Consider the following 13,159-nt stretch of genomic DNA (forward strand, 5'->3'; position numbering starts at 1 on the left):
TTGGTCGGATCATGGAAAACACCACCAACCCACTGTGGGACGGGCGATGCGACCGGTATATCAGTCACATGAATGTTGAATGTGGCATCGCCATCGCTTGCAAGCCGGCTCCACTGGCGCCATGGGTTGATATCAGCCTTACGAATAATTACAGACAGTTGCACCGGGCCTGACTAGATTGCAGGTTCCGGGGACAGTGATGCCCCAAAAACAATAAAAAGAGACGGACCCATGCAGAACTCGACCCAAGCGGCGAATGCCTGGCGCATTCTGTTCCTGCTGTTCCTGGCCAATCTGTTCAATTTCTTCGACCGCACCATTCCGGCCATCATCATTGAGCCGATCCGTATGGAATGGCACCTTAGCGACTTTCAGCTGGGCATCATCGGTACCGCCTTCACCATCGTCTATGCGATTGCCGGGTTGCCGCTGGGGCGGATGGCCGATACCGGTTCGCGCGCCAAGTTGATGGGTTGGGGGCTGGCGGCCTGGAGCGGGCTGACAGCGGTCAACGGGCTGGTGGGCAGTTTCTGGAGTTTCCTGATCGTGCGCATGGGCATCGGTATCGGTGAGGCCAGTTACGCACCTGCCGCCAATTCGCTGATCGGCGACCTGTTTCCGGCCCACCGCCGTGCGCGTGCGATGGGCATTTTCATGCTGGGTCTGCCGTTGGGCCTGCTGCTGGCATTCTTCACCATCGGCTGGATGGTCAAGGCGTTCGACAGCTGGCGCGCGCCGTTCTTCATCGCGGCGGTGCCGGGGCTGATCCTGGCGGTCTTCATGTTTTTCATCAAGGAACCGAAACGCGGCGCAGCGGAAAGTGTGCAGGTCTCGCAGGAGCGTGTGGACCGGCCGATCCGCCGGGTGCTGGCGGTGCCGACCTTTCTGTGGCTGGTGATGGCGGGGCTGTGCTTCAACTTCGCGACCTATGCCTGCAACTCCTTCCTGGTGCCGATGCTGCAACGCTACTTCCAGATGCCATTGCACGAAGCGGCGGTGGCGACCGGTGTGATCGTCGGCGTGACGGGGCTGTTCGGCCTGACGTTGGGCGGCTGGGTCGCAGACAAGATTCACCAGCGGGTGGCCAATGGTCGGCTGCTGTTTGCGGCGTTCAGCCTGATCGTTTCGACGGTGTGCACCGCGTGGGCGTTGCATGCCGGGCGGATCGAGATCGGGGTGTTCGTGGCGGTGTTCAGTCTGGGCTGGTTGTTTGCCTACAACTTCTACACCTGCGTTTACACGGCCATCCAGGACGTGGTCGAACCACGCCTGCGGGCCACGGCGATGGCGTTGTTCTTTGCCGGGCTGTATTTGCTGGGTGGTGGATTGGGGCCGGTGGTGGTGGGCGGTTTGTCCGATCACTTTGCGCACACGGCGATGCTGGCGGCCGGCGCCGAACAGATGACCGAAGCGTTCAAGGCTGTTGGCCTGCATGACGCGATGTACCTGATTCCGGTAGCGCTGTTCTTTACGATGGTGTTCCTGTTCATGGCGTCGCGGTGTTTTGTGCGGGATGCGAAGCGGATGAAGGAAGGCTTGGTGGCGGTGGTTGAGCCGCAGATCCCGGCGGTCACCGCTTAAAAAACTGGAATATTGGACTTGTAGGAGCCGGCTTGCCGGCGATGGCGCCCGTACAATCACCGCCGAATTCAAGGGCCTCATCGCCGGCAAGCCGGCTCCTACAGGGATTGTCTGGTTTTTCCGAGACAAAAAAAGGCCCGCATCGCTGCGGGCCTTTTTCATTGCACGAGGTGGGGCAGGACGATTAACCCGCCACCAATACCCGAATCGCTTCCAGTCGCAGCGCTGCCTTGTCGAGCATCGCCAGACCTTGTTCACGTTGTTTACGCAGGGCAACCAGTTCGCTGTCGCGAACGGTCGGGTTGACCGCTTGCAACGCGGTCAGGCGCGCCAGTTCTTCATCGGTATCAGCCGCGAGACGACGTTGCGCCTCAGCCACGCGCTCGGCGTGACGCGGGAAGATTTTCTCTTCACCGGCGTTGATCCGTGGCGTCAGCTGATCGCGCTGGGCCTGGATGAACTTGTTGGCGCTGGCACGCGGTACGCTTTCCAGTTGATCGTTCAGGGTCTCGAACGACACGCGGGCCGACAGGTCGTTGCCATTGGCATCGAGCAGGCAGCGCAGCGCGGCCGGCGGCAGGTAACGACCCAGTTGCAGCGAACGCGGTGCAACCACTTCGCTGACGTAGAGCAGTTCCAGCAACACGGTGCCCGGTTTCAGCGCCTTGTTCTTGATCAGCGCCACGGCGGTGTTGCCCATCGAACCGGACAGCACCAGGTCCATGCCGCCTTGCACCATCGGGTGTTCCCAGGTGATGAACTGCATGTCTTCGCGAGACAGCGCCTGGTTGCGGTCGTAAGTGATGGTCACGCCTTCGTCGTCGCCCAGCGGGAAGCTGGCGTCGAGCATTTTTTCGCTCGGCTTGAGGATCAGGGCGTTTTCCGAGTGGTCTTCGCTGTCGATGCCAAAGGCGTCGAACAGGGTTTCCATGTAGATCGGCAGCGTGAACTGATCGTCTTGCTCGAGGATGTCCTCGACCAGTGCATCACCTTCGCCCGCGCCGCCGGAATTGAGTTCCAGCAAGCGGTCACGGCCAGTGTGCAGCTCGGCTTCCAGGCGCTCACGCTCGGTGCGAGCCTCGTCGATCAGCGCTTGCCACTCGCCGTCGTCGGCATTTTCCAGCAGCGGCAGCAGGCGCGGGCCGAACTGATGCTGCAAGGCGTTGCCGGTCGGGCAGGTGTTGAGGAAAGCGTTCAACGCTTCGTGGTACCACTGGAACAAGCGCTCTTGCGGGCTGGTTTCGAGGTACGGCACGTGCAGTTCGATGATGTGCTTCTGGCCGATCCGGTCGAGACGACCGATCCGCTGCTCCAGCAGGTCCGGGTGCGACGGCAGATCGAACAGCACCAGGTGGTGCGAGAACTGGAAGTTGCGACCTTCACTGCCGATTTCCGAGCAGATCAGCACTTGCGCGCCAAATTCTTCATCGGCGAAGTAAGCGGCGGCGCGGTCACGCTCAAGGATGTTCATGCCTTCGTGGAACACCGTCGCAGGAATACCGGAACGCACGCGCAGGGCGTCTTCCAGGTCCATGGCGGTTTCGGCGTGGGCGCAGATCACCAGCACTTTGGTGCGCTTGAGCATTTTCAGCTGGTCGATCAGCCACTCGACGCGCGGGTCGAATTTCCACCAGCGTTCTTCTTCGTTGGCGTCCGGCTGGGCCTGGAAGCTGACTTCCGGGTACAGCTCGGCGTGATCGCCCAGCGGCAGTTCGAGGTATTCGTCGGGGCACGGCAGCGGGTACGGGTGCAGTTTGCGCTCCGGGAAACCCTGCACGGCGGCGCGGGTGTTGCGGAACAGCACGCGGCCAGTGCCGTGGCGGTCGAGCAGTTCACGGACCAGGCGGGCACTGGCTTCGGTGTCGCCATCATTGACGGCGCTCAGCAGCGCTTCGCCTTCGTTGCCGAGGAAACCGTGAATGGTCTTGTGCGCTTCAGGCGACAGGCGCCCCTTGTCGAGCAGCTCCTGAACGGCTTCGGCCACCGGGCGATAGTTCTCGCTCTCGGCGCGGAAGGCGTGCAGGTCATGGAAACGGTTCGGGTCGAGCAGGCGCAGGCGCGCGAAGTGGCTGTCCTGACCCAGTTGTTCCGGGGTGGCGGTCAGCAGCAATACGCCGGGAATGACTTCGGCCAACTGTTCGACCAGCGAGTACTCAGGGCTGGCCTTGTCTTCGTGCCACACCAGGTGGTGGGCTTCGTCGACGACCATCAAGTCCCAACCGGCGGCGAACAGCGCGTCCTGAGCCTTTTCGTCTTCCACCAGCCATTCCAGGGCGACCAACGCGAGCTGGGTGTCCTCGAACGGGTTGGCGGCATCGCTTTCGATGAAGCGTTCTTCGTCGAACAGTGCGACTTGCAGGTTGAAGCGGCGGCGCATTTCCACCAGCCACTGGTGTTGCAGGTTTTCCGGCACCAGGATCAGCACGCGGTTGGCGCGGCCCGAGAGCAGTTGGCGATGAATCACCAGACCGGCTTCGATGGTTTTGCCCAGGCCCACTTCGTCTGCCAGCAATACCCGCGGCGCAATGCGGTCGGCGACTTCACGGGCGATGTGCAGCTGGTGCGCGATAGGTTGCGCACGCACGCCGCCCAGGCCCCAGAGCGAGGATTGCAACTGGCGGCTGGTGTGTTCCAGGGTGTTGTAGCGCAGGGAGAACCAGGCCAGCGGGTCGATCTGCCCGGCGAACAAACGGTCGCTGGCCAGTCGGAACTGAATGAAGTTCGACAGCTGGGTTTCCGGCAGGGTGACCACTTCGTTCTGCGCGTTGAGGCCGTGGTAGATCAGCAGGCCGTCGATGTCGTCGACTTCCTGTACGGTCAGTTTCCAGCCTTCGAAGTGAATGATCGAATCGCCCGGCGAAAAACGCACGCGGGTGAGGGGCGCATTCCGTAGCGCGTACTGGCGAGTCTCGCCAGTGGCCGGATAGAGCACGGTCAACAAGCGGCCGTCCTGTGCCAGAACGGTGCCTAAACCCAGCTCGGCTTCGCTGTCACTGATCCAGCGTTGCCCCGGTTGATACTGCTGCGCCATGCTGCCTGACTCCCACCTTGAAAAAGCGGGCTATCTTAACGGAATGAGGGCTTCAGGGCCAAAGGACTCTCAGAAAAACTCACAGTCTTACGTTAGTCCACCGCTTGAGACGTGTGCGGGCCGGGGCACTTGTTAGTGCCAATCCGGTCACAGTTTGCGACCGATGGCTCAAGTCGCCATCCCCGCAGCCGACAGCCTGCTGACAGGAGACAAATAATTATGCTGCCACCGATGCTCCCCTTGAGTGCCGTGCCGATCACTTCACAGCACGACCCGATCCGCCAGCGCCCGGATATTCCGCCTGTTGTACCGGTGCAGGAAAGCTCCAACGAAAGCACGATCGACCTGCAACAGCGCGATCCGGAAGAGGCGGCGTTTCAGCTGCGCGAGGAACAGCGCCGCAAGCAGGAAAAGGAACGCCGTCGCCGTGAAGCCGATGAAGATCCTGAAGAGCACCTGGCGATTCCCGGCACTGAGCTCAACGCGGATAATACCGTGCCGGTCGCGCCATTGATGGACGACGAGCCGCGTCAGGGGTTGTGGGTCGACATTCAGATTTAGTCCTTGATGAGGGAAAGTTCGTTGAGGGCGTTGTGCAGTACATCCATTTCTTCTTCGGTATTGAGGTAACTGACGGCAATCCGCGCGATGCTGTCCAGCCCTCGGGCCTGCATATCCAGCGGTGTATAGGCGACGCCATTGGCGCCGATGTTGATCCCTCGTTGCGCCAGCCGCTGCTTCAATTCAACGCTGTCCCAACCCTTGAGCGTGAAGGCGATCAAGCCTGATTGCTGATTCGCCGGCCCCAGGTTGTGTAGCGTCAGCCCGCTGACCGACTCAAGGCGTTCGCGCAGTTGCCCGCTCAAGCTTTCGATCCGCTGGCGAATCCGGGTTGCACCCAAGTGGTTGAACTCCTCCAGCGCATTGGCCAGCCCGGCCAGCAAAGCCACCGATACTTCACTGGTTTCAAACCGCCGCGCATCGTCACGCACCGAGAAACCTTCGCCGTCCCACGGCGCGGAAAGCACGTCCAGATGGCCGGGCACGAGACGTTCGAGAAACCCCGGTTTGATGTACATCAACGCCGTTCCTCGCGGGCCACGGAGGAATTTGCGCCCGGCGCCCTTGAGCACATCGCAGTTCAACGCCTGCACATCGCAGGGCAATTGCCCCAGCGCCTGGCCGGCGTCGATGAAGTAGGGAATGCCGTGCTGGCGCGCCACGGCACCGATGGCCTCGGCCGGGTTGATCAGGCCGCCGTTGGCCGGCAGCCAGGTCAGCGCGATCAGCTTCACCTTCGGGTCGATCATCTGCTGGAGGGCGGACACGGACACGGCGCCCGTCTCATCGCAGGGAATCACCTCCAGTCGCGCCCCGGCGCTGACGGCCCCGGCGATGCAGGCCAGATTGCCGCCCCATTCATGGCGCCCGACCAAAATCCGCTCGCCGTCCTGCCATGGCCCCAATGCATTGAATGCCATGCCCCAGGCAGCCGAACCGCTGCTGGCGAACGCGATGTTTTCAGTGTTTGCATTGAGCAGCAGAGCCGCCGCACTGCGAGCGCGGGCCTGCACGCTCTGGTCGGCGGCCTCCATGGGGCCGCAGCGGGCTTCGAGTCGCAGTTGCTCGATGATCGCGTCGAGGGTGGCCTGGCTCGGCAACGAGGCGCCGGCGTGGTTGAAGTGAATCACGCTGGCGCACCCCGGCGTCGCCGCTCGCAAACGCTCCACTTCGTCGAGGTTCATGGACGCAGCTCGAAAATCGCGTCGATTTCCACGGCCACGCCGCCGGGCAGGCTCGATACGCCGACAGCCGTGCGCACATGCTGGCCTTTTTCGCCGAGGGCATTGACCAACAGGTTGGACGCGCCATTGGCGACCGCACCTTGACGCGCAAAATCTGGGGCGCTGGCGATGAACACGCCAAGACGGATGATGCGCACCAGTTTCGACAGGTCATCACCGAGCGCATCGCTCAATTGTGCGAGCAGGCCCAGCGCGGCAAGTTCGGCGGCGTTGGCGCCTTCTTCATCGGAGATCGACTCTCCCAATCGGCCGATGAATGCCGGTTTGCCGTCCAGTAACGGAATCTGCCCGGAAATGAACAACTGGTTCTGGCTGACCACGTGGTTGACGTAGTTGGCGATGGGCTGGCTCGGTGTTGGCAGGCTCAGGCCAAGTTGCTGGACACGGTGGGCGAGTGAATCGGTCATGGTGAATCCTCCTGAATGAAGGCTTCAGCATGTTGGCGGACGGGGAGCGCGACAAACGGATAGATTTAATCCGACGTATTTAATTAGCTCATGCGTAGATCGAATGTGGGAGCGAGCCTGCTCGCGAAAGGGTGTGTCAGTCACATGAATGTTGGATGGGACATCGCCTTCGCGAGCAGGCTCGCTCCCACCTTTGACCCTCAGTCGCCGTGAGATTTGTGTGCGATGTTGGCCATCTCATTCAGCCATTCACTAAAGCATTGTGCCGCGTGGCTCGGCGGTCGCTCGGGCGTGACCAGCCAATAGCCGATATCGCTAATGAACGGCGGGGTGGAGAAGGCTTCTACCAACGAGCCGTCCTTGAGTCGGCGCTCGATCAAGTGATGACGTCCCATGGCGATGCCTTGGCCGGCCACGGCGGCTTCGACGACGATGTTGTAGTCATGGAGCATGACGCTGGGGCAATGGCTGAGGTCGATGGCGTTGTGCGCGCTCCAGTCGATCCACTCGAACGGCTGGTGCGACTTGGCCATGAGCAGCGGGCCTTGGTCGGTGCCCTTGGCCTTGAACGCCGGGCTGCAGACCGGGTTCAGTGTTTCCACCATAAAGCGCCGGGCCTGGACTTTCGGCCAGCCACCTTTGCCGTAGCGAATGGCCAGGTCGACTTCGCCGCCGCTGACGTCGGCCAGTTGCACCGAGGGCAGGAGTTCGACATGAATGTGCGGGTGGCGCGCGTTGAAACTGGCCAGGCGCGGCGCCAGCCACAGGGTGGCGAACGAGGCGAGCAGGCCGATGCGCAGGGTGCTTTCCTGGTGCTCATTGCCCCGCAGTTCACGGGTGGCCAGGGCGATGGAGGCGAGGGCCGGTTGAATTTGCCGGTAGTAGGCTGCCCCGGTTGGTGTCAGATCGATGGCCCGGGTGCGACGGATAAACAGCCGCTGATTGAGGAACTGTTCCAGTTTCTGCACTTGATGGCTGATTGCACTTTGGGTCACCGACAATTCATCGGCGGCCTTGATGAAACTCAAATGACGCGCCACGGCCTCGAAGGCGCGCAGGGCCATCAAGGGAGGCAGATCCTGGTGCAGTTCCACGGCGCGGGTCCTTTGGGTCCATCGCAAAGTCGCGATTGTGCGTTGAAAAAACGCCGTGAGCACATATTTTGTTAAGCCGCTGTTACGCAGGCGACTGGTCAGCGCGGGCGCCAGACCGCATTATTGGCGCAATCCTGCCGAGCGATGCGGCAGTTGAACTTCATTTCACACGATGCACTGAAGACCATGAGCCAAGACGACAAACTGATCGACCTCAATTCCGAACGCGCCAAGCGTGTTCATGACCTCAACGAAAAACGCCTGAACGAAGTGCGCCAGGCATTCGAGCAGGCAATGCCGTTGGGCAAGGCGAAGAAGAAGCCGAAGAGCAAACCGAAAAAGCGTTAAACCCCTTGCATCCGTTGATGTAGATCAGTTTTCCCCCTCCTTTGCGCCCAGTCTCGGGCGATATTGATCCCGGTCAATTTCCTCTCCTGCCTGATTGGTTAACTTAGCCCCATCGCAACAGGGCAAGTGCAGGAGGCCAGTCATGTTTTTCGACAACGTGGTGATCGCCGGAGTGCTGACAGTCGGCCTCATGGTTCTGTTTTTCGCAGGGTTTGGATTTTTTATCTGGAAAGATTCGCACAAACGGAAAAAACCGTAGGTCTTTCTGGATGCAATGAGCACGCAAGGCATTTTGGGCAACTTCGGTTGCCCTTTTTTTTGCCTGCGAGAATCTGGTGGTTTGTGTGGGTTGGTGGTGGGAGGTTCTGAGTTGGGCAACGGCCTGGGGTTTTCAGGTTGATTGTTGGGTGGGGTACATATCCGTTTCTGTGGTGATGGCGGCTATTGGTTTCGCCCTTACGGCGAGTCACTTTCGAAAAGCGCGAAAGTAACCAAAGCGCTTTTGCCCCTTTCGTTCGGTGCCTCGCCTAGGCTCGGCATACCCTCGCTCCGGTCCTGCTCCGTGGGCCCGCCGCGATCGGCCATCCTTGGCCGTGCGCGGCTAACCCGGCATCCATGCCGGGTTGCCCACTGCGCAGAACCTCCACTCGGCCTCTCGAGGGGGCGACCACCGCCACAGCCGCCGAGGCGGCCTGAAAGCCGACCTGGCTCTTTGGGGGGGGCGCGCTGTCCTTCTTGGCTGCGTTCACTCATTCCGGACCTGTACACCGATCCCCTGTAGGAGCCAGCTTGCTGGCGATGGACGCCAACGATAACGCGGGGTGTCTGAATGAACGCGTCGCCTAGACGATTTTCGCCGGCAAGCCGGCTCCTACAGGGAATCGCGTACGCTTTCGCTTCTCACCACTCATCAGGCCGAGCGTTAGCTCGCCTTCAGCTTTTGATCTGAGCGCCCCCTCGAGAGGCCGAGCGCAGGTTCTGCGCAGTGGGCAACCCGGCAAGGATGGCGGCGGGCCCACGGAGCAGGACCGGAGCGAGGGTATGCCGAGCCTAGGCGAGGCACCGAACGAAAGGGGCAAGAGCCCTTGGTTACTTGGGGCTCTTCCAAGTGACTCGCCGTAAGGGCGAAACCCATAGCCGCCATCACCGCAGAAACGGATATGCACCCCATCCAACACCGCCCCCCCCCAGCTCGCGTGCTTCGTGAAGTTCACTAAAACGCAGCGATAAAAAAAAGGCGCGAACCTCACGGAACGCGCCTTTTTCGTTGCAGCGATGTATCAGCTGGCCAGTGCCTTCGACGCCAGCCAGAACAGGCCGGCCGACAGGCCCACGGTTGCCGGCAGGGTCAGGACCCAAGCCAGCAGGATGGTTTTGACGGTGCCGCCCTGCAGGCCGCTTTTGTTGGCGACCATGGTGCCGGCCACGCCCGAAGACAGAACGTGGGTGGTGGACACCGGCAGGCTGAAGATGTTGGCCATGCCGATCAGGCTCGCCGTCGTGATCTGCGCCGACATGCCCTGGGAGTAAGTCATGCCTTGCTTGCCGATCTTCTCGCCGATGGTCAGTACCACGCGTTTCCAGCCAACCATGGTACCGAGGCCCAGAGCCAGTGCGACCGCCAGGATTACCCAGAACGGAGCGTATTCGGTGGTGGTTGTCAGGTCTTTGCGCAGCTTGTCCAGGTCAGCCTTTTCACGGGCCGCGAGGCTTGGCAGTTTGCTGACTTTCTTGGCCGTGTCGTCCAGGCAGAGCAGGTAGCGACGCACTTCGATGCGGCTTTCCGCCGACAACGAGTGGTAATCGGCCACACCTTTAAGGGTGTCGAGCAGGGCGGAAATGGTCGGTTCGGTCTGTTTCGGGTTGCAACGGAATTTCTCCGGCAGATCGCCTTCCACGCTTTTGCCCAGTGCCAGGAACTCGCCCAGCGTATCGGCATTGCGTTTGTAGAACTGGCTCAGGTGCAGGGTCGCATCGCGAGTCCGTTCGATCTGGTACGTGGTGCTGCCCAAGTCGAGGACGAACTGCGCCGGCACGATACCGATCAGCACCAGCATGATCAGGCCGATACCTTTCTGACCATCGTTGGAACCGTGCACGAAGCTCACGGCCATGGCCGAGATCACCAGCACCAGGCGGTTCCAGAACGGCGGATGCTTCTTGTCGTCGATCTTGCGGCGCTGTTCCGGCGTCTTGTGCATCTTCGACAGCGGACGCCACCATTTAAGGCCGATCAGAATCAGCGCGGCGACCAGGAAGCCGGCCATTGGCGAGAACACCAGGGAGGCACCGATATCGATCGCCTTCTGCCAGTTCACACCATCGGCCAACGGAATGTCGTTGATCAGGGCGTTGGCCAGGCCGACCCCGAGGATCGAACCGATCAGCGTGTGGGAGCTGGAGGCCGGGATACCGAAGTACCAGGTGCCCAGGTTCCAGGTGATGGCGGCGGCGAGCAACGAGAACACCATGGCCAGCCCGTGACCGGTGTTCACATTGATCAGCAGTTCTACCGGCAGCAGGTGGACGATGGCATACGCCACGCCGACACCGCCCAGCAGCACGCCAAGAAAGTTGAACACACCGGAAAAGAACACGGCCAGATGAGGCGGCATGGCTTTGGTGTAGATAACAGTGGCCACCGCGTTTGCAGTGTCATGAAAGCCGTTGATGAACTCGAAGGCGAGGACAAAGGCGAGGGCGAGCAAGAGGCTCACAAGCACCCAAGCATCCAGTCCGCTGAATAAATCGATCATGAAGGTTTTCTGACCCGGTCATAAGGGGGCGCGATTATGCCAGAAAAGACTGCTAATCGATGCACTAGCTGCTCATCGGTAACATTCTTCAACGAATTAGTTTGCGGAAATAGCCTAGGCGCCGGGTTTTTACCGGGTTTTGCAAGTCGTTGAATTTCTTTGGAAAGCCCGCAGGCACAAGGGTTTCTCTCCTGTAAGCGAGAGGCTTGAACGCTTGTGTGAAATATCTGAGAAGAGGGCCAGACATGAGCCATTTGCCTCATCAGATGGATGAGGAGGCCGCTGCCCGCTCGTAGCGGGCGCGAATGGCAACATCATTGCTTCCCGCTTTTAACGGGGGCAGGCGCGGGCCCTTGAAAGGAATCAGGCCGGGGCAATCATGGCTCTTCGGCTTTGAGTTCCTTTTCCATCTTCTGCAATTCCTGGGAAAAAGCCTGATCCTGAACGGTGGCGCGTTTACGCCAGGGTTTGCGTTCCGGTTCGGGCTGAGCGGCGTAGGTGGTGACTTCCCCGCCGTAAACTTCCTTGTAACGTTGTTCCTGGCGCTCAAGTTCCGCGCGCAGTTCGTCTTTCGTCACAGTGCTACCTGTATGGGTTGAGATTAATTCTGGTAAATCGCGCTGCAGCAAATGCATTGACCACGCTCGCCGAAAGGACAATGCCCGCAAAGGCATCGTTTTACGACACGGCAATCAATACTTCCATGTTGCAGGCGGCCACGGCACCAGAGCAAAACGGCTGACGTAGCATCAGTTTCCTGTTTCAGCGAGCGCGCTGGCGGAGCATATGAAATGAACGACAGGCACTTGCTGCGGGCAGCCGCGATGGAACATCGTGCTGCCGGGTGACGCAATCGGCAAGTAAAAACCGAGGGGTCACTGAGTTGCATTATAGCGGTCGATTTGCAGAACACTATCGCCAACGAGTTAAAAATGAATGGCAATGTGTGATTGTTTTGTTACTTGAAAGTTTTGTGGTCACTTAGCAGTGATGTCTTTCTGGCGTCATTAAGCCGAACAAGTTAAAGCTTATATGGGGGGCTTTAACGGCGGGTTCAAGCAAAGGTAAAACATGTAATAGAGGGCGAGCCGAAACCTGCACAGTGTCTGTCGCGTCCATAGGGCTGATTGCGATTATCGGTCGGCCGTTCGATAATCGCCCGATCTTGGCTGCTTGTGGCTTGTGCGCCGAACCCGGGGCCGCATGTAATAGCCTTCGCCGATCCGTGTGGGAAAAGGACCTGATATGAACGAGCAAATGCGCAATTCCTTCGCTTCAGTAGCGCCGCCGATAGTCGCGTCGCCCGCCAAGCGGATCCAGGCCCTGACCGGCGACCCGGATTTCATGACGTCCCTGGCCCGTGGCCTGGCCGTGGTGCAAGCGTTCCAGGAGCGCAAACGGCATTTGACCATCGCCCAGATCAGTCACCGCACAGAAATTCCCCGCGCCGCTGTGCGACGTTGCCTGCACACCCTGATCAAACTCGGCTACGCCACCACCGACGGTCGCACCTATTCGCTGCTGCCCAAAGTGCTGACCCTCGGCCATGCCTATCTGTCCTCGACCCCGTTGGCGGTGTCGGCCCAGCCTTACCTCGACCGTATGAGCGAGCAACTTCATGAGGCCTGCAACATGGCCACACTGGAAGGCGACGACATTTTGTACATCGCCCGCTCGGCGACCACTCAGCGTCTGATCTCGGTGGACCTGTCGGTGGGCGGACGCCTGCCCGCCTATTGCACCTCCATGGGCAGGATTCTTCTCGCGGCACTGGACGACACGTCGCTGCGCGAATACCTCGACCATGCCGACCTGCAAGCCAAGACCAGTCGCACTCTGCATACCCCCGAAGCGCTGCTCGAGTGTCTGCAGGAAGTACGGCAACAAGGCTGGTGCATCGTCGATCAGGAACTGGAACAAGGCCTGCGCTCGATTGCCGTTCCGGTGTACGACGCTTCCGGGCAAGTGGTGGCGGCGCTCAACGTCAGCACGCACGCCGGCCGGGTCAGCCGCAACGAGCTGGAGCAACGGTTCCTGCCGGGTCTGCTGGCGGCCAGCCGCAACCTCAGCGCCCAGTTGTTTGCCTAAGCTGTTCGGTAATCGCCCAGACTCGCGTTTAACGAATTGACGCACTTTC

The 13,159-nt window shown here is 60.4% G+C and carries 11 protein-coding genes; 5 read left to right on the forward strand and 6 right to left on the reverse strand.

Annotated elements, in window-relative coordinates; translation table 11 throughout:
• The first annotated feature begins 231 nt into the window (after positions 1 to 231).
• On the forward strand, positions 232 to 1,581 hold the full coding sequence (locus tag J4E42_RS24000) for an MFS transporter (protein ID WP_008043599.1): 1,350 nt from the start codon (positions 232 to 234) through the stop codon (positions 1,579 to 1,581).
• 184 nt (positions 1,582 to 1,765) lie between these two features.
• Here J4E42_RS24000 and rapA read toward each other — a convergent pair whose 3' ends face one another.
• On the reverse strand, positions 1,766 to 4,612 hold the full coding sequence (gene rapA, locus J4E42_RS24005) for an RNA polymerase-associated protein RapA (RefSeq protein WP_008034221.1): 2,847 nt from the start codon (positions 4,610 to 4,612) through the stop codon (positions 1,766 to 1,768).
• Between the two features lie 219 nt (positions 4,613 to 4,831).
• Between rapA and J4E42_RS24010 the strand changes: the two genes are divergently transcribed.
• Positions 4,832 to 5,173, forward strand: a complete 342-nt coding sequence (locus J4E42_RS24010) for a hypothetical protein (RefSeq protein WP_008034222.1) — start codon at positions 4,832 to 4,834, stop codon at positions 5,171 to 5,173.
• Here J4E42_RS24010 and J4E42_RS24015 read toward each other — a convergent pair.
• From J4E42_RS24015 to J4E42_RS24025, 3 genes are all read right to left on the reverse strand, one after another.
• On the reverse strand, positions 5,170 to 6,357 hold the full coding sequence (locus tag J4E42_RS24015; protein ID WP_207286329.1) for an aminotransferase class V-fold PLP-dependent enzyme: 1,188 nt from the start codon (positions 6,355 to 6,357) through the stop codon (positions 5,170 to 5,172). The genes J4E42_RS24010 and J4E42_RS24015 overlap by 4 nt on opposite strands.
• Positions 6,354 to 6,824 (reverse strand): RidA family protein, encoded by a 471-nt coding sequence (locus tag J4E42_RS24020; RefSeq protein ID WP_207286330.1) that lies wholly within the window; start codon positions 6,822 to 6,824, stop codon positions 6,354 to 6,356. Before J4E42_RS24020 ends, J4E42_RS24015 begins: the two co-directional genes overlap by 4 nt.
• A 200-nt stretch (positions 6,825 to 7,024) precedes the next feature.
• Positions 7,025 to 7,918, reverse strand: a complete 894-nt coding sequence (locus J4E42_RS24025) for a LysR substrate-binding domain-containing protein (protein ID WP_207286331.1) — start codon at positions 7,916 to 7,918, stop codon at positions 7,025 to 7,027.
• 186 nt (positions 7,919 to 8,104) lie between these two features.
• On the opposite strand from J4E42_RS24025, the gene J4E42_RS24030 reads away from it, so the two are divergent.
• Together J4E42_RS24030 and ccoM are read left to right on the forward strand one after the other, a co-directional pair.
• Positions 8,105 to 8,266 carry a hypothetical protein gene (locus J4E42_RS24030; protein WP_085988412.1) on the forward strand — a complete coding sequence of 54 codons (162 nt, stop codon included), beginning with the start codon at positions 8,105 to 8,107 and terminating at the stop codon, positions 8,264 to 8,266.
• A gap of 142 nt (positions 8,267 to 8,408) precedes the next feature.
• Entirely contained in the window at positions 8,409 to 8,525 is a 117-nt protein-coding gene (gene ccoM, locus J4E42_RS29630; protein ID WP_007906619.1) for a cytochrome c oxidase subunit CcoM, read from the forward strand.
• Between the two features lie 1,021 nt (positions 8,526 to 9,546).
• Here the strand turns inward: ccoM and J4E42_RS24035 are convergent.
• Positions 9,547 to 11,022, reverse strand: a complete 1,476-nt coding sequence (locus J4E42_RS24035) for an inorganic phosphate transporter (RefSeq protein ID WP_008025627.1) — start codon at positions 11,020 to 11,022, stop codon at positions 9,547 to 9,549.
• Between the two features lie 377 nt (positions 11,023 to 11,399).
• Positions 11,400 to 11,600 carry a hypothetical protein gene (locus tag J4E42_RS24040; RefSeq protein WP_007903846.1) on the reverse strand — a complete coding sequence of 67 codons (201 nt, stop codon included), beginning with the start codon at positions 11,598 to 11,600 and terminating at the stop codon, positions 11,400 to 11,402.
• A gap of 667 nt (positions 11,601 to 12,267) precedes the next feature.
• Between J4E42_RS24040 and pcaR the strand changes: the two genes are divergently transcribed.
• Positions 12,268 to 13,110, forward strand: coding sequence for a pca regulon transcriptional regulator PcaR (pcaR, locus tag J4E42_RS24045; RefSeq protein WP_008025635.1), 843 nt, complete (start codon positions 12,268 to 12,270; stop codon positions 13,108 to 13,110).
• Positions 13,111 to 13,159: the final 49 nt, after the last annotated feature.

The sequence above is a fragment of the Pseudomonas sp. FW300-N2A2 genome (assembly GCF_017351735.1).
Classification (GTDB): domain Bacteria; phylum Pseudomonadota; class Gammaproteobacteria; order Pseudomonadales; family Pseudomonadaceae; genus Aquipseudomonas; species Aquipseudomonas migulae.